Origin of the sequence: Parasphingorhabdus sp. DH2-15 (genome assembly GCF_051668705.1) — a bacterium.
Classification (GTDB): Bacteria; Pseudomonadota; Alphaproteobacteria; order Sphingomonadales; family Sphingomonadaceae; genus Alterisphingorhabdus.
Map to the genome: position 1 here is coordinate 1,605,537 of NZ_CP196351.1, position 25,885 is coordinate 1,631,421.

The following is a 25,885-nucleotide window of genomic DNA, read 5'->3' on the forward strand; positions in this document are numbered from 1 at the left end:
CATAGCTAACCGCCGCGTAGCAACCTAATGCCTTGATCGCGCTGGAAGAGGTACAGCAATGTACGCGCGGCTTGCCCTCTGGGTTTATCCAGATTTTCGTCTTGTGTTATCAACAGCCTAGCATCATCATTGGCTATGCTGATCAAAGCATGTACTTGTTCAGGTCTCGCTAGCTTATAGCCGACTTCGCCAGATTGGCGGGTTCCAAGCAGTTCTCCCGCTCCGCGCAGGCGCAAATCTTCTTCGGCAAGAAAAAAACCATCTTGAGACGATCGCATAAGTGCCAGCCTTGCCCGCGCCGTTTCACTCAAATTCTGACTGCGCAGCAACAGACAGCGCGATTTGTCACTCCCCCTGCCCACACGCCCGCGCAATTGATGCAGCTGGGCAAGGCCAAAGCGTTCTGCACTTTCGACAATCATCAAAGTCGCATTGGGAACATCTACGCCCACCTCAATAACCGTGGTCGCGCATAATATTGCGCTTTCACCCTCGGCAAAGCGCTCCATTGCGGCATCTTTCTGGTCAGCAGGCATCTGCCCGTGCACCATTTCAACGCGATTGCCAAAGCGTTCGCGCAAAATGGCATAACGCTCCTCAACGGCGACAGCGTCCATCAGATCACTCTCATTGACCAGCGGGCAAACCCAATAAGCCTGCCCACCGCCTGCAATATGGCGTTCCAGACCGTCGATAATCTGGCCCAAACGACTGTCACTCATCACCAGCGTTTCTATAGGTTGGCGCCCCGGCGGCTTCTCATCAAGCCGTGAAACATCCATCTCGCCAAATTGACTCAGCGTAAGCGTGCGGGGAATAGGCGTCGCCGTCATCGTCAGCATATGCGGCGGTAATTTGCCCTTTTGCGATAATGTTAGTCGCTGATTAACGCCAAAACGATGTTGTTCATCGATAACCGCCAGCGCCAGATTATTGTATATCACGGCATCCTGAAAAAGCGCATGTGTGCCGATCACCAAATTGATGGAACCATCAGCAATGCCCATTAGCTTTGCTTCACGAACTTTCCCCTTATCGCGCCCAGTCAATAATTCAACATTGATAGGAAGGGCCTGGAGCAATTTATTGAAGGTAGCAAAATGCTGCTTTGATAATATCTCTGTAGGCGCCAGCAGAACAGCCTGCCCACCTGCCTCAATTGCCGCCAACATGGCCATGACGGCAACTATGGTTTTGCCAGCGCCCACATCACCTTGCAGAAGCCGTAACATGGGTACGGGTTGCTCCAGATCTTGCAAAATCTCGGCAATTGCGCGTTCTTGAGCACCGGTGAGTTTATAGTCCAAGTGCAGCGCATCACGAAGACGGCCATCCCCCGCCAATGCCTGCCCTTTTTGCCGTCTGTTGCTGCGGCGTAACAGGGCAAAAGCCAATTGTCCGGCCAGTATCTCGTCATAAGCCAGACGTTGATGTGCTGCTTCATTTGGTCCCTGATGTGACGATGATAAAGCATCATTCCACTGTGGCCATTTTTCCCGCTCTAATAGGCCTGGTTCAATCCATTCATTCAATTGCGGCATATACGCTTTTGCATCAGCAACCATGGCCGTTAGTCTCTTGCTGGTAAGGCCTTTTGCGCAAGGATACACAGCCTCGACAGCTTCAAGTCCGGAATCTTCTGCAGCAATATGGTCTGGATGAATGATTTGCAGCATATCGCCATAACGCTCCAACTTGCCTGCAATATAACGCGTCTCACCCAATGGCAGTTGTTTCACGGCCCAGTCATTGTGCCGCCCAAAAAAGACTATCGCCATGATATTGCCGATACCATCCTGCGCCAATAGCCGTGTCGGTCCGCGCCCATGGCTTTTCTTGACATCGGTAATTGTCACTTGGACAATAATCTGGTCGCCTTCATTGGCCTCATCCAAATGGGTAACTTTGCGCCGTTCAATAAATCCACTCGGCAAGTGGAACAGCAGATCAGCAACATTGCTAATGCCTAGCTTTTCTAACGGTTTTTGCAGTTTCGGGCCAACGCCTTTAATTTGGTCAATAGCTGCGAATAAGGAATTAAGAATGTCAGGACGCATATTCTTCACCCTCTTAAGGGCTGTCCGCCACTATTGGCTTCATCAAGGGACTTGCGAAAGAACATTGCATTGCTATGGCATCAGCCCTGACTTGGTTCAACATCTGTCTCCACGAAAGAGAATGCCAACATGGATAAGACACGCATTTACGCCCGTTTGCGTTACCGGGCCTGGCACCGCGGCACGCGTGAGGCAGATTTTATGATTGGCGGCTTTTTTGACCGCTATCATGAACAGTGGAGTGATGCTGATATTGACTGGTTTGAGCATTTACTGACCAAGGAAGATGTAGATATCATGGCATGGGCTATGGGCCGGGAAGCGCCTCCATCGCCTTTTGACGGGCCGATGATGGAGATGATGCAGCGGCTGGATTATATCGACATCCCCTAAATCAGCATTTGCTACAATATATTATGTATTCCGAAACTGACATTTGATTTATGACCCTTACCAAACGCCTTAGCAGCAGCGATGTGCCGCTGACATTATGCAATGCAGCAACCAGTGCATTGCCGCTGATTTTAAGCGATATGGCCCGTCAGCATGATGGTCGTATTATCTATATCGCGCCCGACGATTCTGCGATGAATGATATCGCTTTAGCAGCCGAATATATTGCGCCGGATATTCAAATATTGTCGATGCCGGCCTGGGATTGTCTGCCTTATGACCGTGCATCACCTTCCGGTGCAGTTGTTGCGCAAAGGCTGAAAACCTTTGTCGCTCTACAACAGAAAAAAGCACAGCCATCATTGGTTTTGACCACAGCCAACGCACTGGCGCAGCGATGCCTTACACCGTTTCGTGTGCGCCAACACAGCACCTTATTGCGCAGTGGCAACAGCGTCGACCGTGACGCTTTGACCAACCAGCTGCAATCGCTAGGCTATAGTCGCACCGACACCGTAGCTGATGTCGGCGAATTTGCTGTGCGCGGCTCGGTACTAGATCTCTACCCTGCCAATTCCGAACATGGGCTGCGCCTCGACTTTTTTGGGGATGAGATAGAAACTATGCGCTGGTTTGATCCTGCCAATCAGCGCAGCATATCCTCAGTAGATGAATTTCTGCTGCTGCCGGCATCGGAAATTATGCTGGATGATGAGAGCATCAAGCGCTTCCGTACAGGCTATCGTGAGCATTTTACTGCAGAGGCGATTAGCGATCCACTTTATCAGTCGATCAGCGAGGGCCGACCATTGGCTGGCATGGAGCATTGGCTGCCCTTGTTTGAAAAGAATATGGTCAGCCTGTTTGATCATTTTGCCGAACAGGACATTTTTGTCCGTGATGCCGCCAGTGACAATGTCATACAACAGCGCCATGACGCAGTGTCAGATTATTATCAAAACCGTATTGAAGCACAGAAAGCCGATGGCACGACCTATCGGCCCTTACCGCCAAACGAACTGTATTTGGAGCAGGCAGAGCTGCGACAAAAACTTCGTCAACGGCCAGCGCATCTGACAACAGCCTTTGCCGAACCAGAAAGCGACACCATTGTCGATATGGGCTTTGGATCGAGCCGCGATTTTACGCCCGAGAGAAAAAGCGAAGCCCCTTTATACCACAATATCGTTGAGCATATCCGCACCAATCGTTCTGCTGGCCGGCATACGATAATTGCCAGCTATTCAGAAGGTTCTCGCAGCCGCATGCATAAGCTGCTCGAAGAGAGCGGCGGCACAGCCATCACTGAGGCTAATAGCTGGATTGAGGCTCAGTCATCTGGCGATAATGCGCCAAAGATTATCACGCTTGCTCTGGCTAGCGGCTTTGCCAATGACAATCTAGAAGTTCTTACAGAGCAGGATTTGCTGGGTGATCGCTTGGTCAGGCGGCGGCGTAAAAACCGTAATGCAGATGCGTTTTTAAGCGAACTATCCTCGCTCGACCCGGGCGATTTGGTGGTCCATGAAGAACATGGCATTGGCCGTTATGACGGTTTGATCTCCATCCCGGTCGGCCAAAGCCCCCATGATTGTGTAGCGCTAAGCTATGCAGGCAGCGACCGTTTATATGTACCGGTTGAGAATATCGATGTTCTATCCCGCTATGGCAGCAACAGTGAAACAGTGCAGCTTGACCGTCTCGGCGGAGAAGGGTGGCAACGCCGCAAATCCAAGCTAAAAGAACGTATTAGAGCGATTGCTGCAGAATTGATGCGAACTGCTGCAGCACGTGCTCTGCGCAAATCTGAGCGCGTCACACTGGATGCTGCGCCCTATAGCAGCTTTGTTGACCGTTTCCCTTATGAAGAGACGGACGATCAGGAGCGTGTCATTGAAGAAGTCCTTGATGATCTGGCTTCCGGCACGCCCATGGATCGCTTGGTCTGCGGCGATGTCGGCTTTGGCAAGACCGAAGTCGCCATGCGCGCAGCCTATGCTGTCGCTATGTCTGGTATGCAGGTCGCTATCATTGCACCCACAACATTATTAGCCCGCCAGCATTATGCAGGATTTGTCGAGCGTTTTCGCGGATTCCCGGTCAATATTGGGCGTCTTTCACGGCTTGTACCGACTGCAGAAGCAAAACGCACCAAAGAGGGTATTGCTGATGGTTCTATGGATATTGTCATCGGAACGCATGCACTGTTGGCCAAATCCATTGATTTTAAGCGTATTGGCCTTGTCATCATTGATGAGGAGCAAAAATTCGGTGTTACGCATAAGGAACGGCTGAAACAGCTCAAAGAAACCGTTCATGTCCTGACCCTTACCGCAACACCAATTCCGCGCACCTTGCAGATGGCAATGACGGGCTTACGGTCCTTATCCGTCATCCAAACCCCGCCCGTCGACCGGCTGGCTGTGCGCAGCTATGTTATGCCATGGGATGAGGTAATTTTGCGCGAAGCCTTGCTGCGTGAACATTACCGCGGTGGGCAGAGCTTTTTCGTTGTCCCGCGTATTAGTGACCTGAAAGAGATTGAAGAATTTCTAAAAGAACATGTGCCGGAAATTACCAGCATAGTCGCTCACGGCCAGATGACACCAACTGTTGTAGAAGAGCGCATGTCCGCCTTTTACGACAAAAAATATGATGTTCTGCTATCCACAACCATTGTTGAAAGTGGATTGGACATCCCAACCGCGAACACGCTGATCATTCATCGTGCGGATCGTTTCGGGCTTGGGCAGCTTTATCAGCTGCGCGGGCGTGTCGGTCGCTCCAAAACACGCGCTTATGCCTATTTCACAACACCGCAAGACCGTGTCATCAACGAGACTGCTCAAAAACGTCTAAAAGTGTTGAGCGATCTCGACAGTCTGGGCGCCGGGTTCCAGCTTGCAAGCCATGATCTTGATATTCGCGGCGCCGGCAATTTGGTTGGCGATGAACAATCAGGCCATATTCGCGAGGTTGGTTTCGAACTTTACCAGTCACTTCTGGAAGACGCCATATTGGCTGCAAAAGCAGGCGATACCGGCATTGTTAAAGACAGTTTCTCGCCGCAAATTACTGTTGATGCACCGATATTGATTCCTGAAGATTATGTGCCTGATCTTGCTGTGCGAATGGCGCTATATCGCCGCCTGAACAATCTTGAAAATGCGCAAGAGCTGGAGAGCTTTGCCGCAGAGATGATCGACAGATTTGGGAAATTGCCAGAGCCGACGGAAAATCTGATCAAAATCATCCAGATCAAACTCAATTGCCTGAAAGCCAATATCGCCAAAATCGATATGGGCGCGCGCGGCGCATTGGTTACCTTCCACAATGATAATTTCAAAAATGTCGAAGGGTTGCTGGCTTATGTTGAACGCTTGAAAGGCACTGCCAAAATCCGCCCAGACCAGAAATTGATGATCTCACGTGTCTGGAGAGATCCGCAATCGCGCCTTAATGGCTTGATACAATTGTCCAAAGGTTTAGCCGCCATTGCTGCAAAGGCTTGATAGCGCTTAGTTGGCGCGGAGGGCAAAGGTTATGAAATCGTCAGGATGCATAGCTTTCCCGCCAAGATATCCTTGATAATATTGGCAGCCCTCCTCTGCCAATAGATCGCGCTGTTCTTCTGTTTCAACACCTTCTGCAACAAGCTCCAGATTGAGTGCCCGGCCAAGCGCGATGATGGAGCGAACAATGACCCGGTCACGCGGTGAGCGTTCTATATCGACGCTCATCGCACCATCTAGCTTCAAATAATCCACCGGCAATGACTTCAAATATAACAGGCTGGAAAACCCAGTACCAAAATCATCAATAGCAACACGCATTCCTTGTTCACGCAATTTAACGCAAAGTTTGGATGCGCGACCAAGATTGCTGATCAAATCAGTTTCGGTGATTTCAACTGTTAGGCATTGCGGGTTGAATTGCGAGCGCTTGAGCATCGCTCCAAAGCGCGCAACAAAATCGGGTGCAGCAAAATCATAGGCTGTTAAATTGATGGACAGCCGCAAGTCAGAAAGCGCTTCCGGCCATTGTGACGCTTTTTGCAGAGCTTCCAGCTGAATATATTCCGATAAAGGCTGCATCAGTCCTGCACGTTCGGCAACGTTGAACAAAATAGAAGCGCCAAGCTCACCCATTTTGGGGTGTTCCCATCTCGCCAGCGCCTCTGCGCCTGTAAGATGGCCATTTTGCAGAGAAAATTGCGGCTGAAAACGGACAACAATTTCACCATTGTTCAACGCTTCTGCCAAATCATGCTCTAATGTCGTAGAGAAAATCTGATCCAGATCAGTATCACGATCAGCCCATTTAACATGGGTAGAGGCGTCATTTTGCGCATGTTCCAAACCAGCGACCAAACGTTTGACAAATTGATCGACCGCCTCATCAGGACGCCTCCTTGCAAGAGCAATATTGGCGCTAAGCATCAGCATATCCTGATCGTCCAGACTGGTGTCACGTACCATCGTAACAACCTCACCTGCCATCCATTGCCATTTGGTCCGGTCAATAACGCTATCAATCAACATGAAAAAACCATCCGCCGTTCGACCAATCTCAACGTCGCGCCCTAACGAATCGCGAGCGAACAGAGCCAGTTTTTGTTGGAGGAGCTGCAAGACTGTGTTGATTGTGCTACGCCCATGGCGATTGTTCATCAGCGGTAATTGCCCCAATGAAATCATCATTGCGAATAATGCAGGCCCCTGCAATGTGTTTATCGTATCCACAATCGCAGGCGGAGCAGTCATAGCCGCTTTGTGCTGATGGGTTCTTTCTGCCCCTGTTATGCCTTGCTGTACAGCCATTTGCAGCACTGCATTGACGCGGTTCAGTCCATCATCAGAATAGATATAATATCGCGATCCTGACGGGGCCATATGGTCAGAATCCGGCAACAACCAGATTGTCGATGCGCCATTCTCTTCTACGGCTTTATCCGGCGCTTTATGTCCATGCCCTTCACCAAAGCACAAAACCGCATCATGGGCATCATCAGTTCCGACCAACTCACAATGCAGCGCAGAGAAATGCTGAGCAATCGTGCGATATTTCTCATCAGAGAAATGTGCCATATTGCTTATCGCAAGACGAATTGTGTCCTCGGTCACTGCATACTCTCTATAATGTGCCCTAAATAGTGATGCTCGACATCATCTTGACAGTTTTCTATACGTGCAAGCTGTTAATACATTATCCTCGCCATTCGCGAAGCCACTATTATTTTTTGCATATAAATTGGGAAGTCTTATGCCAGCGATTGAAAAAACAGCGCTGATTGTTTCGCCCACGCCCGATGCCGAAGAAGCAGAGGCATTGATGCGCAAAAAATATGACTGGTGCGTGCTTGAAGAAGCCGAAACTGTAGTAGTTTTGGGCGGGGATGGTTTCATGCTGCAAGCATTGCACATGATGCTTGATCATGGCCGTATATTGCCAGCCTTTGGGATGAATTTGGGCACTGTCGGATTTTTGATGAATATATGGGATGGGAAATGCGACGATTTCGCGAAGCGCCTTGCCCGCGCCAAGCCATTTGCCGTCTCCCCCTTGCTAATGACTGCCACGACAATGGATGACCGCGTCATAGAGCAGCCTGCAATCAACGAAGTCTCTTTGCTACGCGAGACGCGCCAAACAGCTAAACTTGAAGTGTCGGTCAATAGCCATATCAAATTATCCGAGCTGGTATGCGATGGCGTTTTGGTGGCAACGCCGGCTGGTTCAACCGCTTATAATCTATCCGCCAACGGCCCGATTCTTCCTTTAGGATCGGACATGCTAGCCCTGACTCCCATAAGTCCCTTTCGTCCAAGACGATGGAAGGGTGCCATATTGCCCGATTCGTCACGCATCGAGTTTCGTGTGTTGGAAGAACAGAAACGCCCGGTTAGCGTGGTCGCAGATCAAAAAGAAATTCGCGATATTCGGCATATTTCTATCGCCAAAGATCCTGCAAGAACGCTGACATTGCTATTTGATCCAGAGCATAGTTTGGATGATCGCATCGCAACTGAACAATTTGTTGTTTGAACGCTTGCCAAACCTAGAATCATGTTGCTATAGGCTTCCTCGCTTCGAAGGAATTTGAAGCTGCTCCCCGATAGCTCAGTGGTAGAGCATTCGACTGTTAATCGAATGGCCGTTGGTTCGAACCCAACTCGGGGAGCCACTTTTTCAAATGTGCTTAAAAAAGCGTCTGGCGACTATTTTCCGCCGGAACGACCACTATTATTTATCGCTTTCTTTCTTGTCTTTTGTTGACCTAAGTTAGGATTCTTTGGTGCATTGCGCTTCTTACACGCATTATAGTTCTTGCTACGTGTTTGACAGGACTGGGCATTAGGGCCGCCACAATTTTGGTTCAGAATATAGTCGCATGGCCCCAGCATAGTAGCATGCCCCGTAGGAACGAAGGCAAGCGATGCTAACAAAGTCGTAGATGCGAGAATTTTCGTTATTTTGTTCATATTTTCCTCCTGTATAGCCGGTATTGGCTATGAGAAAATATGCAGTAAAAGCCTCAATTCCCTGCGTGACGCTAATCACGCAAGGAATTTTAAAAATGCTAATCTGATAATATTTGCAGACGCACAATCAATGCACGTTATTAAACCTCTTAACGCACAACACCATGGCATTGCTTATATTTGCGCCCAGAGCCGCATGGGCACGGCGCATTACGACTAATTTCCTGATCAGCATATGGGTTTTCTGTACCCGGATTGGCCGCAGGAATGCGCTGTTGCGGTGGCAATTGGGTGGACACCAGACCAAGGCTGCCGCCGTCAACATCATCGCTATTATCTTCACCAGTTAACGGATCGATATGCGTCGTTAGAAAGTCCGGAAGCTCCGGTAGCTCAGCCATATCCGGAACCGCTACGCGATAGTCGCTTGTATGAACGGTGCGCGTTACTTCTTCGCGAATCGTCTCAAGCAGACGCTCAAACATGCCAAATGCTTCCTGCTTATATTCGTTTAACGGCGTTTTTTGCGCATAGGCTCGTAAGAATACCACCTGACGCAATGCATCAAGTGTGGAAAGATGCTCTTTCCAATTATGATCGAGAACCTGCAACATGATCGACTTTTGAATATCTTTCCAAATACTGCGATCTAGATCACCTGTCTTCGTTGCTACCAGTTCGGCCGATAGGGCGGTCAACCGCTCCTCGATGATAGGCTGGTCAAGTGTATCCTCTTGCATCCACGCATCAATATCCGGCTCAGCCGCCAATACGGATTTTACCCGCTCTTTAAGCCCTTCAATATTCCATTGCTCAGGATATGATCCCTCTGGGCAACTTTCATAAACAATGCTCGATATGGTATCGAGACGCATATTCTCGATATCTTCTTCAGCATCATCGCCATCCATAATCTCGGCGCGTTGGTCGTAGATAACCTTACGCTGGTCGTTCATCACATCATCATATTCAACGACCTGCTTACGAATATCGTAATTGCGTGATTCCACTTTTTTCTGCGCTGTCTCAATCGCTTTCGAAAGCCATTTTGAGCCAATAGCTTCACCATCTGCCAGATTTTTGTTCATCATTTTTGCAAACAAGGTGTCCGGGCCGAAGATACGCAGAAGGTCATCTTCCAGACAAAGATAGAAACGGCTCAACCCCGGATCACCTTGGCGACCAGAACGGCCGCGCAGCTGATTATCAATCCGGCGGCTCTCGTGGCGCTCCGTACCCAGAACAAAAAGGCCACCTGCTTCGAGAACTTTACGCTTCTCTTCTTCAACTTCCGCCGTCAACTTCTCCAGTGCAGCATCATATTCTGCACCTTCGGGGATATCGCTTAACTCATCAGCGATACGAAATTCCAAATTGCCGCCCAGCTGAATATCGGTGCCACGGCCTGCCATGTTGGTGGCGATTGTCACTGCGCCAATACGCCCTGCCTGTGCCACAATATGCGCCTCACGCTCATGCTGACGCGCGTTCAAAACTTCATGACTTACGCCTTCTTTCACCAAAAATTCGGATAGCAATTCCGACTTTTCGATAGAAACCGTGCCGACCAATATTGGTTGGCCAATATCATTTTTCTCTTTGATGGCTTTGGCAATGGCTTGGAATTTGTCGATCGTGTTTTTGTAAAACTCGTCATCCTCGTCAATGCGCTGGACTGTGACATTGGTTGGGATAGACACAACATCCATTTTGTAAATGTCAAAAAATTCCGCCGCCTCTGTCGCTGCCGTACCTGTCATGCCTGACAATTTGGGGTACATACGGAAATAATTCTGGAACGTAATTGACGCCAAAGTCTGGTTTTCCGGCTTGATGTCAACGCCTTCTTTGGCTTCCACTGCCTGGTGCAAGCCATTGGACCAGCGCCGTCCATCCATCATGCGTCCGGTAAATTCATCAATGATGATAACTTTGCCATCTTTGACGATATAATCAGTATCAACTTTGAACAGCACATTGGCTTTCAAAGCCTGATCCAGATGATGCACGACCTGCGTATTTTCATAATCATAAAGATTAGAGCCAACCAGCAGACCTGCGGCTTCCAACAACCGTTCCGCTTTTTCTGTACCATCTTCGGTCAAGGTTACAGAGCGGGTCTTCTCGTCTTTCTCATAATCTTCTTCGGTAATGTCCTGCACTATCTCATTCACGGCAACATACAGCTCTGACTTATCATCAGTTGGGCCAGAGATAATCAATGGGGTACGCGCTTCATCGATCAAAATGGAGTCAACCTCATCAACAATGGCGAAGTTAAAAGGCCGCTGCACCATATCGGCTCGGCTGTGCTTCATATTGTCGCGCAGATAATCAAAACCCAGCTCATTATTGGTGGCATAGGCAATATCAGCTTGATAGGCGGCTTTACGATCATCTTCTGAGATGTTCGGGACGATCACTCCGGTTGTCAGGCCCAGATAACGATAGACCTGCCCCATCCACTCACAGTCACGCTGTGCCAAATAATCATTCACAGTGACAACATGAACGCCTTTGCCTTCAATAGCATTGAGGTAACAGGCCAGTGTTGCCACCAGCGTTTTGCCCTCACCTGTGCGCATTTCGGCAATCTCACCGCGATGCAGAACGATACCGCCGACCATCTGCACATCGAAATGCCGCATACCCAATACACGGCGAGAAGCCTCACGCACGGTTGCAAATGCTTCAGGCAAAATATCGTCCAGTGTTTCGCCAGCGGCCAATCTGTCGCGAAATGCTTGTGTTTGGCCGATAAGTTGCTCTTCGCTTTTCGCTTCCATCTCTGGTTCGAATGCGTTGATTTTGGCAACAACCTTCATCAATGATTTGACGTAACGATCATTTGCAGAGCCGAAAAGGCCTTTGGCGAATTTGCCCAACATGGTGGAGTTCCTTTTGGAAATTTATAAAAACGGCCGATTTCGCCGCGAATTTTCTGAAGAGACATACGTCAATAAGACGCGAAAAACTGCTTTGCCATAAATGCAAGCACAGCTTAGGCTAAACCTATTCGCGTGCGCGGTCCGATAAATAGACGGGCACATTATATAGTGATGTCGGATTATCCCCATCCAGCGCAATTGCAGCGGCCATATGCCGTACAAAAGCAGCACTGACATACGCAAATAATGATGCCGGAGCCGCTTGATCCTGTCGTTCAGTCGCGGCGAACATTTGCGCAGCATTGACAGCAATGGGCGCAGCAACGCGTGCTTCCGCTGCGTGCGGAACGGCCAAGCCTGTCAAAATAGCAAAGAGATAAATAAGACTGCGCATAATAAAGTGGCTTCTACATAATTATGAAGCCTGCATACGTCCATAGTTATAATCATATATTAGCAGGCTGTAAAAACTTGCCTTGCAGAATATCGCAAGATCGGCCTAACCCACAATTCATAATATTGCGATTAATTTGAGAAATTCTGTATGTCCGACACACAAAACACCCCAATCTCACCGCTTATGCGGCCATTCCCCAATATGCCGCATATTGAAGGTGTCACAATACGCAGTGTCGAAGCGGGCTATGCCTATAAGGATCGTGCTGATCTGACCTTGTTCACCTTTTGTGAAAACACTGTGGTTGCCGGCGTTACAACCCAGAACCTTTGCGCTTCCCCCGAAGTGATATTGTGCCGCGAGCATTTGCAAGAGAGCAAAGCACGCGCTTTGATCGTGAATGCAGGAAACAGCAACGCCTTTACCGGAGCGGCTGGCAAAGCCGCCACGGATATGATGATAGAAATCGCAATGGGCGCATTATCATGCCCTGCAGAAGAGATATTCATCTCCTCCACTGGTGTAATCGGTGTGCCGTTACCAAAAGACAAGGCAAGGGCAGGTCTGACGAAAGTATTTGAGGCGCCAGAAATCAACTTGCACGATGCGGCCAAATCTATTGGCACTACCGATACCTTCCCCAAAGGCGCTACGGCCAGTGCGGTTATCGGTGACAAAACGGTGCATTTAGCTGGCATTATCAAAGGCTCGGGTATGATTGCGCCCGATATGGCAACTATGCTCGGCTATATTTTTACCGACGCCGCCATTAGCGCAGGCTTTCTGCAGCAATTGCTGGATCACTATAACAAGAGCAGCTTTTCCTGCATCACCGTAGATAGTGACACATCAACCAGCGACACGGTTTTGGCCTTTGCAACGGGTCAGGCAGGTAATAATGTGCTCACCAGCTTATCTGACAAAGGCGCAGATGCTTTTGCAGCAGCATTTGAACAGATATGCCGCGAATTGGCGCAATTGGTTGTGCGCGATGGCGAAGGGGCCAGCAAATTCATCACTATCAATGTGCACAATGCACATTCAGATGACAGCGCGCGCAACATCGGGCTATCTATTGCCAATTCACCCTTGGTAAAAACCGCTATTGCAGGTGAAGATGCGAATTGGGGGCGTGTGGTTATGGCCGTGGGCAAAGCTGGAGAGCCAGCGGACCGTGACCGGCTCGGCATAGCTTTTGGCGGCATAGCCGTTGCTGAAAACGGTATGGTTGCAGGCAGTTATGACGAAGATCGTGTAAATGCCCATCTGAAGAAGAGTGAGATTGAATTGCGTGTCGATATCGGACTGGGCGATGGTCATGCCGAAATCTGGACCTGTGATCTGACTCATGGATATATTTCCATCAACGCCGACTATCGAAGTTAATATGTCCAGTTTTCATCCATTACATGCTGAGGTTTCTGCACTGCTGAGGCAGACGGCAGAGCGCATTGTGATGCCCAGATTTCGTAATCTATCAAGCAATGATATAGAAGAAAAAGCGCCGAACGATCTTGTCACCATTGCTGATAAGCAGAGCGAGGAAGCTCTATCATTGGGGCTTGCCGCATTATTGCCGAACGCAGCGATTATTGGCGAAGAAGCCCATGCAGCTGACCCTTCAGTCATGGCCCATATCAAGGATGATCAGGCCTGGATAATAGATCCGATTGACGGCACGGGAAATTATGCGCGCGGCGAAACTCCCTTCGGCATCATTATCGCATTGGCAGAGCAGAATGAGACTGTAGCTGGCTGGATATATGATCCTGTGCGTCAACGCTTATGCCATGCATATCGCGGCCATGGCGCATATATAGATGGTGAGCAGGTCAAGGCAAATCAGCAACGTCCTGAACGGCCAAAAGCAGCTCTGGCCATGCGCTATATGACCGATGCACAAAGGCAAAGAGCGCAAGCGCTTGTCGCTGATGATTATGAATTGGTGCCCATCCCTAATTGTGCAGCAGAGCAATATCCATTGCTGACAGCAGCGGATCATCATTTTACGATTTTTGAACGCAGCCTGCCATGGGATCATGCCGCTGGTGTGCTGTTCCTCAACGAGGCTGGTGGCAAAGTCGCGCGCTGGGATGGAAGTGCTTACAGACCGGGTGATGACCGTAAAGGATTGCTCGGCGCTTCTAACCCGCAAATCTGGGCAGAAGTCACCGAGTTATTCAATCATAAATTGTAAAGCGCTGGCCTAAGCAGCAGCCACGCCTTGGTTGATCCATTCAGCCAACTGACTTTTTGGGGCGGCACCCAATTTTGTAGATGCAGGCTTGCCGTCTTTAAACAATATCATTGTTGGAATGCTGCGAACGCCAAATTCACTGGGGCGAACAGGATTATTATCAATATTGAGCTTGGCGATCGTAACTTCACCGCCATATTCATCGCTCAATTCTTCCAAGGCAGGGCCAATCATCTTACAGGGACCACACCATTCTGCCCAGAAATCGACCACAACCGGGCCGTCTGCATTCAAAACTACGTCTTCAAAATTTTCATCGCTTACTTCAATCGTCGCCATGATATATCTCCTTATATAACCGAAGTAAGGTTTTTGCGCCATGTTGCAAGCGCATGGCCTTACAAGATTTCTTGTCAGGGCAATAGCCAGCCTTGACCGGCATCATCCAACTGCCACTTATCCAACCAGATGAGCTGAGCATTGTGCGTAAAAAGCAGTCCAAGCTGAATATCATGATCAGGGAATAGTTGCGCTAAGGCTGCGCCATAAGCCGCCATCTGGCGCAGATGCGCTCGCGGTATCTCATCTCTATTAGCAGGAGGATTGCGCCCGGTCTTAAAATCAATAACTCGCACAGTTTTATCACTCATGACAAGCCTGTCGATCGTTCCGTTGATCACAACACCATTAACATTGGCTGCTATGCTCACCTCAGCTTGTGAATCAGGCCCAAAGACATCCCTCCAATCAGGGTTGTTGATCACATCGCATGCAGTTTGCGGAATCTCATGCACCATCTCTGTCGTCAGACCTGCGCCACGTTTCGCCAGCCAAGATTGCGCCACGGCCATACGCTTTTCAAAAGGCACATCTGGCAAACGCTCAAATAATTGGTGCAATAATGTGCCGCGCAAAGCCGCCATTTGCGCCTTGTCATTCAATCCCGGCGATGATGCCCACATATCATCACCTAGTGATGACGGCGCGAGAGGACGCGGTGGCCGCGCTTCTTCCGGAGCAGATCGCTGCGCCCATGAGGGGAGTGCAGCAAGGCTGGTCGATAGACCTTCCTCTATGTTTTCTTCCATCTTGCCGCGCGCAATTTCTGGCGCTTTGCCATAGACTTGGCAACCACCCCATAACAGATCAACATGCGGCTCAAGCCCTTGACCTTCCATCACATTGCTCGCCATTTGGTACCAGCTATTGGCTGGCATAGAGCGGTTGGCCAAAGGTTTAATAGCGGCAAAGCATAGATGCTCTTCGGCTCTTGTCATGGCGACATAGGCCAGTCGCCAATGCTCGGCCAAGGCCTGTTCTTTCGCCTCCGTATAAGCTGTTTCAACGGGCCCGGACTGCAAATCTTTTTTGACCGGCCATAAAGGTATAGGCACATCGCCATCATCGCTGGATACAGTAAGGTTGATGCCCTTGGTGGAAGACCTATCTGGGTCACTATGGCTGTCGGCCAATATGACTATGGGAGATTGCAAGCCTTTTGAGCCATGAACAGTCATGACACGCACTTCATCATCATTGACGATTTCACGCTTGATTTCGCTGTCTATGGCATCAAACCAATGCAGAAAGGACTGCATAACAGGGTGATGGTCCTGCTGATATTTCTGACTGATATTCAGAAATTCCTCTAATGGATCGAGACATTCCGTTCCCAACCGGGCCACCAGTCGCGCGCGTCCTTCTAACTTGCCGCTAAGCAAAGTCTCAAAAAAATCATAAGGCGTTTCATAATCCGCCATCGCCAATATATCGAACAATGGTGCAATGCGTGCATCATCGCGCGCCATATTGTTGCGTAAATGCCGCCATAAGGGAACGCCTTTCGGTCTGTAACCAAGCTCATGCAGACTATCATGCGACCAGCCAATAAGCGGTGAGACCAGCAGGCATGCCAAATTGAGGTCATCCTCTGGCTGCAAGGTAAATCGCGCAGCGGCGCACAGATCACGCACTGCCAATGGCTGACCGATACGCAATCTATCTATACCGGCCACGCGGATATTCTGCGCGTAAAGGCGATTGACAATCAACCGTGCAAGATCCCCCCTTTTGCGCAGCAATATCATCACATCACCAGCATTGGCGGGTCGTTTCTGCTTCTCCAAATATATCCCTTGGTCCAACCAATTGCGCACTTGCAGCGCAATATGCTCGGCCAATATTCGATCAGGTTGGCTGAACCAGCCATCATCGGAGCTATCGGCATCGTCCTCTTCGCCGCGATGAACCGGCTGCCACAGCATCACTGAACCAGAATTGTTCAACCCCTTATGCGAAGCAGGCCGTTCCGGCAGTTCCAGCGCTTCATGGCCCAAATTGTCCAAAGCCAGATCAACAAAGTCGAGTACTGGCTGAGCCGTGCGGAAACTCTGCGCCAATGCTGGTGTGCGCATTTCGCCATTCGCTTCATCCAAGATATTTTGGAAACGATGGCGCGCCACTTCGTAATTGAACGGGCTTGTTCCCTGAAAACTGTAAATCGCTTGCTTGAAATCCCCCACGGTGAACAATGTGCGCGCCTTATCATTATGCGCACCCTCACCTGCAAAAAAGTCAGACGTCAGTGCCAGCACGATCAACCATTGCAACGCATTGGTGTCCTGCGACTCATCAACCAATATATGATCGATCCGGCGATCAAGTTTATAGCGTATCCAATCGGCCATATGATTATGCACCAACAGATTGGCAGTGTTGCGAATAATATCATCAAAATCCAAAACGCCTTCGCGCGCTTTGGCATTATGTAAGGCCCTGCTAAATGCACGGCCCGCATAAAGTGCAGGCACATATAGGTCAGCATAGGACAGCAAGGTTCGCTTTTCAGAATATATTCGCAAATTATCGATAATCTGCGCAGCAAATATATCATAATCCGGTTCAGCCTTGAGCTGGCCTTTTTGGACTTTTCGCGGATCGCCTTTTTTGGTCAGAAAAACACCGTTCATCTGGTCAAACAGCTCTGCTCTTTGGGGCAGATCAGCCGCAAGCCATTGCCCCAATATCACAGCATTTTCACGTCCCGTTTTGGCTGACCAGCCCTGATTGGCAACCAATAGGGTTTGAACGATAGAGCGATCAACATACTCATCATCTAGGAGCCTGGTGATGGTATCTAGCGTGTCATCAGGCGAGAATCCAAGAGCGGGCAGAATAGCTGCCGATAGATCCTCTGGCAGATCGTCCCAAATATCGGGTTTAGCAGCACATCGCAGCAAAAAGCCGGTAATGGTTTCTTGATCTTGCAGCAGGCTTAGCTCACGAACAGTTTGCAGCAGTTCATTGCGATCAACGCCAGCATCACCGCGCAGGATTGCACCCAAAGTTTCATCAACCAATAAAGATTTATCGTGGTCGTCCAGCGCGGTAAAACCCGGAACGATACCTGCCTCTAAAGGGAAATTGGCAAGCAGGCTTTGGCAAAAGCTGTGTATGGTTTGAATAGCAATCCCGCCACCAGGCGCATCCAATACTGCGGCAAATAGGGTTCTTGCCCGGGAGATGGTTTTGGGATCGGCCGGAGCGCCAATAGCATGCAAATCACGCGCCAGCTTTGCATCATCAGATTGCACCCAACGCGCCAGATCATTGCTGATGCGCTCGGCCATTTCGGCAGCTGCGGCCTTTGTGAAGGTAAGGCACAGGATATTCTCTGGCCGAACACCGGGTTGCAACAATAGCCTGAACACTCTTGCGGTCAGCACCTGTGTCTTACCCGTTCCGGCAGAGGCACTCAGCCAGATAGTCTCTTGCGGAATGACCGCTTCTTGCTGGTCAGGGGTCAATGTGAACAGCTTATCAGCCATTACCAGACATCCCTTCTGCGCCAATGACATGCGGAGTGCGGCCATACCACTCCTCTAGCCGCATCAAATGATCATAATCATTATAGCCCGCATAATCGGGGTCAGGTTCTGCACAAAATGGTTCCGAACCTAATATCCATCGATCCAGTGCCTCATCAAGATATTCCCTCATTGATGGCACAAATTCTTCATTGGTCAGGCCGCTTCTTTTGCCATCTATTTTCAGCGGTATATCCCGCTTGCCAAATCCATCTTTGTCATTGCGGTTAAGGGACCAATATTCGACGCTATCAACCTTTGTAGAAGTGGAGGGAAAACCGCCTTCTTCTGCAATAATCGCCAAGATGCCCAATTGCATGGCATAGCCCTCGGCCACCATAGTATTGCTTGGCGCCTTGCCGGTTTTGTAATCAATAATGGTCAGGCCATTATCCACGCCAATATCAACTCTGTCGGCTTTGCCTGATAGTGATATGCCGCGATAATCAATCCGTCCCCATTCCTCAGCAAACAGAATTTTACGCCCATTATCAGCCAAAGCTGCGCTTTCCTCACCTATCCAAGAGATAGCAGCATCCAGTCGCGGGCGCCAAAAGGCTTGTAATAATGGGAAATCGCCCTGCTCATTCCAGAACGCTTCCATGCGAGCAGCCAAAGCAGTGCTTTGCCCATCATCCTGCTTGACCCATTGCTCCAGCACATCATGCACCATAGTGCCGCGCCAAGCTGCATTGGGCACAGCATCAGGCGCATCAAGTGAGCGCAGACCCAATATTTTGCCCGCATAAAAAGCGAAAGGGGCACCGCGAAGACGATCCATATCAGTAGCCGAAATCGCAACATTGCGCTGTTCAGCCGATGGCGCGGGCGCTGGAGCAGCAATCGCCTCGGCAGGTTTTTGGCGATCAACAGACCTTGCCATGGCCAACATCGCATCGTCTGTCTGTAATCGGCTGTCCAATACGGCTTTGAGCCTCTGCACAAAGGGAGAGGCAATGGTAACACCTGCCGTATCACGCTTTGCTCTGGTCAGAACACATTGCGGTGCGCCAAGAGCACTGGCCAGATCATGAGCGCTTAAACCATTGCTATAGTCCAGTGTCGGCATACCCAATTTGCGTCTGACCACAGGGGCAAGGAACGGATCACCTGAAGGACTTTGCGGCCATGTACCTGCGTTCAAGCCTGCACAGATCATCATATCAGCCCGTTGCAGCCTTGCCTCCAACAAACCATAAATGGCAACGCGCGGGTGCAAGCCATAGCTGGGCCGAACGGAGATATCAGCCAGAAAACCACGCAGTAATGATGATAATTCGTTAGGCTGACTGACAAAGTCGCGTTTTTGCAACTCTCTATCAAGCTCACGCAAACGATCGGATAATGCCCTGCCCGCCGCGCCTTTCCAGATATCACCATTGCTTAAGCGGTCGGCACATTCCGCCAGACTGCGCAAACATTGCGCCAATGACAATGATCCACGAACCGATATTTCCAATGGATGAAAAAACGTCTCACTCGAACTGGGCCAAAACTTTGGATCAAAAGCCGCTGATACAGCTTCATCGGCACCTTTATTTTTACCGGAAACCTCGGATTTTCTGCGCACCGCACAATATGCTGACAGTTTCTTATCAATCGCTTGCAAGCCAAGACCAAGGCGCGGACCACGCAATGCCATATCCACAGCTCTAACCTGACTAAGCCAATCCTTGCGTGCCATATTTCCGCTTGCCAAGGGATGCTTGAGCACAGCCAATACGTCAGTCGCGGCAAAATCACTTGCAAGACATTGGGCAAGGCCGAGCAATAATGTTGCTGGCGGCGTGTCACACAGGTTGCGCCCAGCACTGTCATCAGCCTCTATGTTCCAGCGTTTCAGATGATTGGCAATCCGCCGGGCAAGCAAGCGGTCCGGCGTGATTATCGCCACGCGCTTTTCCGGCGTCTCCAGTGCTTGACGTGTCATCAACGCAATCAGCTGCGCCTCTTCACCCAAAGTCTCTGCTTCGATGAGTTTAACATTGGGCAACCGCCGCTCTGGGGCAGGCAAATTCTGCCATGCACCGCTAAAATGCGCGGGCAGAAAGATGTGGCTAATCGTGCGGCTGGCAATTGGCGGGGCAGCATTATCGCCAGAACGGTGCCAATGGCTAACTTCATCGCGGCTTACGCCCATACGATGCAGCAATAAGCGCATATGATATTGTGGATGATTAATCTCACCATTGGTGAAATCATCATAATGCAATGTCTCGCCATCAACACGCGCGGCAAATAATCGCTGCCAAATATCGTCATCCAAGGCCAGATCAAGCCCCGGAAAGACAACACTGCCATTTGGGCTGAAAGCAATGCTTTTGAGCATATTCGCAACAGCGGGCGCAGGCGTTGTAATGCCAGCGGCCATAATGTCGCGATCTTCACCTAAATGTACCATGCGTTTCGCAGCATTGCTCAGCAAAGCATTTCGCCTCGAAACACCGTCTATCATGTCATTATCGGACAGGTAGCGCCGCCAGCCCTGCCCTACATAATGGACAATTTTAAGCGATGTCTGCCAATGTGCGGCAAGCTCTTGCTCATGTTCGGCAACCACCGCATCCAAATCGGCAAGGTCGCGTTGCTCGACAAATAGCTGGTCCAATAAGGTGCCAAATTCACGCGCCAGACGAAAGATTTCTGACTGGCTGTGCTGCATATTGTTACGCTCGGCAAATTCACTGACCAGACGTGCCAGCACAAATTGCCGATGTATCGGGTCAACTGCAGGCGCAATAGCGTCATCATCCTGCAAGCGGTCAAGCGACGCGCCGATATTTTCGCCCAGATCAAGATCACCAATGGCCACCATTTTGGGCAGGATCAACCCGCCATCGGATTGACGCACAAAAGCCTCGCTTATCGCTCTTGCTGCTCGTTGATTTGGCACCAGCAACGTCAAACGCGCCAGACCATGCTGATATTTGCGATATCGCGCAATAAGGCCAGTGGTCAGAGCATCGGCAAAACCGCGATGCGGCGCAATCGTGTAAAGGCTAGGCCTTATAGGCTTTATATTTGACGCATCAGCCACTGAGCAATGCAGCTTCAGTGGGCGCTATCGCCGCTGGGGTTCCGACATCAAACCACTGTCCCTCGTGCAAGGCGCCGAATAAGCGCCCCTCTTCCATCGCTCGGTCCCAGAATATTCGGGTCGAAAATGCTCCATCCGGCGCATCGCGCAACAGGCGCTTGGATATAAGCTGGATACCCGTGAAAATATAAGGCGCTACGCGGCCGCTTTTGCGCCAACTGATCCGGCCTTCTGCATCCAGATGGAAATCCCCGCGACCATTATGGTGGAATGCATTTTTGTGCGGAACCAAGAGCAATAGAGCATCCATTTTGTCCGCATCCCAGTCATCACTCAAAATCTGAAAGGCATCGCGTGACCCATTAAGCCAGATATTATCACTGTTCAGGCAGAAAAATGGATCAGCATCAATGAGTGGCAAGGCTTTGGTCATTCCGCCGCCTGTTTCCAGCAGAGCCTCCCGCTCGTCAGAAATTTTGACGTTGATAGGGTATTTCAGCCCCCCCAAATGCGCCTCAAGGGCATCTGCCAGATAATGCACATTCACAACCGTCTTTGAAATGCCTGCATTCCAAAGATGCTCATAAACATGGTCGATCATCGCTTTTCCAGCAACTTGTACCAGAGGCTTGGGCCGTGTTGCCGTCAAAGGGCGCATTCTCTTGCCATAACCAGCAGCCATAATCATCGCGGTATCCGTAACGATCATGCGCATTGCCCTTCAATTGCGCCATCACGAGCACGCAATTCAGCAGGCATGTTGCGACCAAACCATGCCGCCATTGGCTCCAATGAAGGGTGTTTCAGATCCTGCTCCAAATAGCGCCAGACGCGCGGTATCAATGATGGGTAGCGCGGTTTATTATCGCGAACCGCAAGCCGCATAAAAATACCGACAATTTTAAGGTTACGCTGCGCTCCAAGAATAGCATAATCGCGTTTAAAATCTTTATGATACTGGCTATGCTCACAGAAATAGTCACACATCGCGATTTCAAGTTCATGGGGGACATCGCGCCGCGCATCCTGCAGCAATGACACAATATCATAGGCTGGGTGTCCGAGTAGAGCATCCTGAAAATCGAGCAAGCCTTGCCGGTTTTTTTCCAGCAGCATGATATTTTCGGCGTGATAGTCACGAAGCACGACAACCGGCCGATCCTGCCCCTCCAGCACTGGTTTCATGATTTGATGAACAGCATCAACAAAGCCTGCCTTATCGACTGTAAGACCCGCTGCAGGGCAGTACCAATCACAAAATAACAGTGCTTCACGCTCATAAACAGCCATATCATAAGCAGGCAGGTCGATGATCGGTTGCCCATGTAATTTCACAAGCGCGTCAATGGCTTTGCTATAAACAGGCCGTTGGTCAGCAAGAGGCAAGGTATCAACCGTCTCACGCATCCTTTTGTCGCCAAAATCTTCCAAGAGGATAAAGCCTTTATCGGCGTCAGCTGCAAAAATTTCTGGCGCACGCATGCCGTTTTTCAGCAAATATTGCGCTACCTCCAGAAAGGGTTTCACATCTTCTTCAGGTGGCGGCGCGACCATCAATATCGCTTTGCCCAGCTTTCCAACAACCCGCCAATATTGGCGAAAAGATGCATCGCCAACAATCGGATCGAGCTGTGCATCACTCCAGCCCGCTCCGGCCAGAAAGTCATCAATAATCTGCGGCTCTATGGCTGGCACGACAACCGTTCCTCCCAATTTTTTCCTGCTTCAATCGATAGGCATCGCGTGTGATCGGCGTCAATAGAAATACCAATCGCCAGATGCGCATTTCCTGTAAAATAATGTGCTTTTTCAGGCCATTCAGCGATAATCACACCATCATCATAATAGTCGTCCAGTCCCAATTGTTCGGCTTCTTCAGGACTGTCCAAACGATAAAAGTCACAATGCAATACAGGCAGCGTGACATCTGGAGGGTCATAAGGGTGAACAATCGCAAAGCTGGGACTGGCCACTTCACCTGCAAAGCCAAGACCTTGTAATATCCCGCGCGCTAAGCAGGTCTTTCCTGCACCCAATTGGCCAGACAATCCTATACTATCGCCCGCTTGCAATACTCTTCCCAATTGCTCGCCCCAGCGCACCAAATCGGCCTCACTCCTAAAACGCAACGGGCTAACACCGCTCATAAAGGCAGCTCTATCATCACCATAGTGCCCTCACCCAGCTCAGAAGCCAGAGTGAATTTGCCATTATGAGCCAAGGTTATTTCACGCGCCAATGTTAGGCCCAGCGCTTTATTACCTGCATCACCCGAAGCAACCCCATCATTAATGGCTGATACCAAGGCAGGACTAATGCCATCACCATTATCGGAAATAACTATGCGCATATATTTTGTTTGCCGCTCCGCAGCCAGCAAGATCCGACCCTGATTGCCAATATGTTCAATGCTATTGTCCAATATATGGAGTAACGCTTGTTCAATTCTTTTGGGGTCAACCGATATTTGCGTATCGTCACCGCACTGCAAAGCAACATCATGGCCATATTTTGTTATGGCCGACTTTCGTTGCCGAACAATATCACCCAGCAAAGCCGCCATATCGATTTTCTGTACAGATAGTGGCAAGGTTCCTGCCTCGCTCTGGCTCAGGTCCAGAACCGTATTGATCTGTGTGCTTAGCCGGTCAACTGAGTCCAATATTGCGGCGACATATTCCTTTGCTTCAGGCGTTAATTCGCCGCCCAGCCCGCTGGACAACATTTCCGCAAAGCCGCTAATAGAGGTTAGTGGCGTCCGGAATTCATAGCTCATATTGCTCAAAAACTCGGTCTTAACGCGGTCTGCAGACTTTAACGCCTCATTGCGGTCTTGCAGAGCATGTTGCACGCTTTCACTCGCGGTAATATCCAGCATGGTGAAAAGTGCATTGCCATCGGGCAACGGAATGGTGGCAAAGCTGAATATCTGATCATTTTTGAGAATGAGGCGGCCTGTATCGCTCTTCCTCTCACTGCTTGCAGTCAGAATGGCTGTTCGCATTTCAGATATTTTGGCAGGACGTTTCAACTGCGGTGCAAGAGTCTTTAGAAGCTCGTCAACCCGTGGGTGACTAGCAAGCACATCTTCTTCAACATCCCAGATACTGCCGAAACGACGATTCCAAAGATGCAATTTCCCATCCGGTGCAAAGACGGCCAACGCCTCGGCAAGATTGTCCAGCATGGCTGTGCGGACCCTTAGCAATGTGTCGCGCGCGCTGGCGAGTTGGACTTGTTCGCTGCGATCTTCAAAAAACAGCAACAAACCGCCATCCGGATCGGGTTGCGCAATGACGCGCAAATGGGTACCGTCTGGCAATAGCCAATTCTCTTCGACCGATTGCGCACTGTTGAACCATGCGCGATGCTCTTTCTTCCATTCAGGGAAGTCGCGAGTTTCTGGCAAACGTCCTGCTTCGCGCATCCGTTCCAGCAAACGGTCAAAATCGCTGCCTTCGCTGATCCATTGCTGGCGTATCGCAAACATGCGTTGAAAAGGCTGGTTGCAAAAGGTCATGTTAAGATCGTTGGAAAACTGCACAACGCCGGCTGATAATGTATCGAGCATATTGCGTTGAACAGAGCGGAAGCGTTTGAATGCACTGCGCTCAGTCTGCAAATCCTGTATATCAATCGCATATCCAGCAATACCTTGCTGGCCGATAGGAACATCAACCACCTGAAATGCTCTGCGTTCGCCAGCCACCGTTGTAAAAGCTGTACGCTCACGAAGATTGCCACTCTCTGCGGCATCAGCGGCAAAAGCAACTGCAGGGCGACCCTCGCTAGGTTCAATCAGTTCAATATTTTGTTTAACGATATGCTCAGCAGATTGTCCATTCACGGCTTTAACATACGCGCTGTTGACCAGTGACAATTTCAAATCTGCACTGCGATACCACATCGGCATTGGTGCAGCTTCAATCAATCCGGACAGCGCGGCAAAGGCCTCTCGCGCCTGTTTGGCTTCATCGCCTAGCTGCTGAATGACCTTTTGGCTTTCCGTCGCATCAAAAATCCACAACAATGCCGCATTGCCTGGCATGGTTTCCGGATCGCTCAATCGGCCCTTGACCAAAAGGCGTCGCTCACTTTCAACAATGCGCACGTCCATCGTAAAAAGTGACCCCGTGCGCTGAACCGATTTGACGGCATTTTCCAGAGAAGCAAAGTCTTCAGCGACAATGCCGCAATCCTGCGTCGACATTTCGGAGAAATATCCGGGCAGGCTATCAAAGCCGAACCATTTGCCAATGCGATCACTGCCTTCCAAACGGCCATCTGCACGCACCAATAATGGCAAAGCCGGCGCTTCATCCAGCAGGCGCGAAAGCCGCCGCGACTGACGAAAATGCACCTTTGCCTTTTTGCGTGCAGACATGCCAGCGACAATAGCCCAACACGCAAAGACCATGAAGGCAGCAAGCACTAGCAAACCGATAGACAGAAATGGCAATGAGATTGTCATATTATACCATTTGTCCTGCCGATATGCGCGGTATTTTCACCATAACTGAAATTTGCATTGTCATGCTCTGGCGATATGCCGCTCATGCCCCAATGGC

General features: G+C 50.0%; 16 protein-coding genes and 1 tRNA gene. 6 read left to right on the top strand and 11 right to left on the bottom strand.

Features of this window, described 5'->3' with window-relative positions:
* Positions 1-5: 5 nt before the first annotated feature.
* Positions 6-2,057, bottom strand: a complete 2,052-nt coding sequence (gene recG, locus ACR9YC_RS07490; protein ID WP_438725891.1) for an ATP-dependent DNA helicase RecG — start codon at positions 2,055-2,057, stop codon at positions 6-8.
* 129 nt (positions 2,058-2,186) lie between these two features.
* On the opposite strand from recG, the gene ACR9YC_RS07495 reads away from it, so the two are divergent.
* Entirely contained in the window at positions 2,187-2,450 is a 264-nt protein-coding gene (locus ACR9YC_RS07495; protein WP_438725893.1) for a succinate dehydrogenase assembly factor 2, read from the top strand.
* Between the two features lie 50 nt (positions 2,451-2,500).
* Complete coding sequence (gene mfd, locus ACR9YC_RS07500) at positions 2,501-5,962, top strand: transcription-repair coupling factor (RefSeq protein ID WP_438725895.1); 3,462 nt, start codon at positions 2,501-2,503, stop codon at positions 5,960-5,962.
* A 6-nt stretch (positions 5,963-5,968) separates the two neighbouring features.
* Here the strand turns inward: mfd and ACR9YC_RS07505 are convergent, their stop codons facing one another.
* On the bottom strand, positions 5,969-7,573 hold the full coding sequence (locus tag ACR9YC_RS07505; protein WP_438725897.1) for an EAL domain-containing protein: 1,605 nt from the start codon (positions 7,571-7,573) through the stop codon (positions 5,969-5,971).
* 139 nt (positions 7,574-7,712) lie between these two features.
* Here ACR9YC_RS07505 and ACR9YC_RS07510 point away from each other — a divergent pair, with 139 nt between their 5' ends.
* A complete protein-coding gene (locus ACR9YC_RS07510) occupies positions 7,713-8,495 on the top strand; it encodes an NAD kinase (protein ID WP_438725899.1) in 783 nt (260 codons plus the stop codon).
* Positions 8,496-8,559: 64 nt separating this feature from the next.
* Positions 8,560-8,634 (top strand) — tRNA-Asn (locus ACR9YC_RS07515).
* A gap of 447 nt (positions 8,635-9,081) precedes the next feature.
* Here the strand turns inward: ACR9YC_RS07515 and secA are convergent.
* Both secA and ACR9YC_RS07525 read right to left on the bottom strand, forming a co-directional pair.
* Positions 9,082-11,820: a preprotein translocase subunit SecA gene (secA, locus tag ACR9YC_RS07520; protein ID WP_438725901.1), complete on the bottom strand. Its 2,739-nt coding sequence runs from the start codon at positions 11,818-11,820 to the stop codon at positions 9,082-9,084.
* A gap of 124 nt (positions 11,821-11,944) precedes the next feature.
* Positions 11,945-12,214: a hypothetical protein gene (locus ACR9YC_RS07525; RefSeq protein ID WP_438725902.1), complete on the bottom strand. Its 270-nt coding sequence runs from the start codon at positions 12,212-12,214 to the stop codon at positions 11,945-11,947.
* A gap of 150 nt (positions 12,215-12,364) precedes the next feature.
* Between ACR9YC_RS07525 and argJ the strand changes: the two genes are divergently transcribed.
* Together argJ and ACR9YC_RS07535 are read left to right on the top strand one after the other, a co-directional pair.
* Entirely contained in the window at positions 12,365-13,603 is a 1,239-nt protein-coding gene (gene argJ / locus ACR9YC_RS07530; RefSeq protein ID WP_438725904.1) for a bifunctional glutamate N-acetyltransferase/amino-acid acetyltransferase ArgJ, read from the top strand.
* 1 nt (position 13,604) lies between these two features.
* Positions 13,605-14,414, top strand: a complete 810-nt coding sequence (locus ACR9YC_RS07535) for an inositol monophosphatase family protein (protein WP_438725906.1) — start codon at positions 13,605-13,607, stop codon at positions 14,412-14,414.
* Between the two features lie 9 nt (positions 14,415-14,423).
* On the opposite strand, the gene trxA is transcribed toward ACR9YC_RS07535, so the two are convergent.
* From trxA to ACR9YC_RS07570, 7 genes are all read right to left on the bottom strand, one after another.
* Entirely contained in the window at positions 14,424-14,753 is a 330-nt protein-coding gene (gene trxA, locus ACR9YC_RS07540; RefSeq protein WP_438725908.1) for a thioredoxin, read from the bottom strand.
* 74 nt (positions 14,754-14,827) lie between these two features.
* The gene (gene addA / locus ACR9YC_RS07545; protein WP_438725910.1) at positions 14,828-18,241 is read right to left on the bottom strand and encodes a double-strand break repair helicase AddA; all 3,414 of its coding nucleotides are present in this window, start codon (positions 18,239-18,241) and stop codon (positions 14,828-14,830) included.
* Complete coding sequence (gene addB, locus ACR9YC_RS07550) at positions 18,234-21,317, bottom strand: double-strand break repair protein AddB (protein ID WP_438725912.1); 3,084 nt, start codon at positions 21,315-21,317, stop codon at positions 18,234-18,236. Before addB ends, addA begins: the two co-directional genes overlap by 8 nt.
* Positions 21,310-22,032 carry a nucleotidyltransferase family protein gene (locus ACR9YC_RS07555; protein WP_438725914.1) on the bottom strand — a complete coding sequence of 241 codons (723 nt, stop codon included), beginning with the start codon at positions 22,030-22,032 and terminating at the stop codon, positions 21,310-21,312. Before ACR9YC_RS07555 ends, addB begins: the two co-directional genes overlap by 8 nt.
* A complete protein-coding gene (locus tag ACR9YC_RS07560) occupies positions 22,023-23,030 on the bottom strand; it encodes an aminoglycoside phosphotransferase family protein (RefSeq protein ID WP_438725916.1) in 1,008 nt (335 codons plus the stop codon). The genes ACR9YC_RS07555 and ACR9YC_RS07560 overlap by 10 nt, the downstream gene beginning before the upstream one ends.
* Positions 23,000-23,464, bottom strand: coding sequence for a tRNA (adenosine(37)-N6)-threonylcarbamoyltransferase complex ATPase subunit type 1 TsaE (tsaE, locus tag ACR9YC_RS07565; RefSeq protein WP_438725918.1), 465 nt, complete (start codon positions 23,462-23,464; stop codon positions 23,000-23,002). The genes ACR9YC_RS07560 and tsaE overlap by 31 nt, the downstream gene beginning before the upstream one ends.
* Positions 23,461-25,788, bottom strand: coding sequence for a PAS-domain containing protein (locus ACR9YC_RS07570; protein ID WP_438725920.1), 2,328 nt, complete (start codon positions 25,786-25,788; stop codon positions 23,461-23,463). Before ACR9YC_RS07570 ends, tsaE begins: the two co-directional genes overlap by 4 nt.
* Between the last annotated feature and the right edge of the window lie 97 nt (positions 25,789-25,885).

Bases quoted from the DNA above. Each gene is read 5' to 3' on its own strand.
- trxA (WP_438725908.1), bottom strand. From the start codon at position 14,753: ATGGCGACGATTGAAGTAAGCGATGAAAATTTTGAAGACGTAGTTTTG.
- ACR9YC_RS07495 (WP_438725893.1), top strand. From the start codon at position 2,187: ATGGATAAGACACGCATTTACGCCCGTTTGCGTTACCGGGCCTGGCAC.
- ACR9YC_RS07570 (WP_438725920.1), bottom strand. From the start codon at position 25,788: ATGACAATCTCATTGCCATTTCTGTCTATCGGTTTGCTAGTGCTTGCT.
- ACR9YC_RS07525 (WP_438725902.1), bottom strand. From the start codon at position 12,214: ATGCGCAGTCTTATTTATCTCTTTGCTATTTTGACAGGCTTGGCCGTT.
- ACR9YC_RS07535 (WP_438725906.1), top strand. From the start codon at position 13,605: ATGTCCAGTTTTCATCCATTACATGCTGAGGTTTCTGCACTGCTGAGG.
- ACR9YC_RS07510 (WP_438725899.1), top strand. From the start codon at position 7,713: ATGCCAGCGATTGAAAAAACAGCGCTGATTGTTTCGCCCACGCCCGAT.
- secA (WP_438725901.1), bottom strand. From the start codon at position 11,820: ATGTTGGGCAAATTCGCCAAAGGCCTTTTCGGCTCTGCAAATGATCGT.
- recG (WP_438725891.1), bottom strand. From the start codon at position 2,057: ATGCGTCCTGACATTCTTAATTCCTTATTCGCAGCTATTGACCAAATT.
- addA (WP_438725910.1), bottom strand. From the start codon at position 18,241: ATGGCTGATAAGCTGTTCACATTGACCCCTGACCAGCAAGAAGCGGTC.
- mfd (WP_438725895.1), top strand. From the start codon at position 2,501: ATGACCCTTACCAAACGCCTTAGCAGCAGCGATGTGCCGCTGACATTA.
- ACR9YC_RS07555 (WP_438725914.1), bottom strand. From the start codon at position 22,032: ATGCGCATGATCGTTACGGATACCGCGATGATTATGGCTGCTGGTTAT.
- argJ (WP_438725904.1), top strand. From the start codon at position 12,365: ATGTCCGACACACAAAACACCCCAATCTCACCGCTTATGCGGCCATTC.
- tsaE (WP_438725918.1), bottom strand. From the start codon at position 23,464: ATGAGCGGTGTTAGCCCGTTGCGTTTTAGGAGTGAGGCCGATTTGGTG.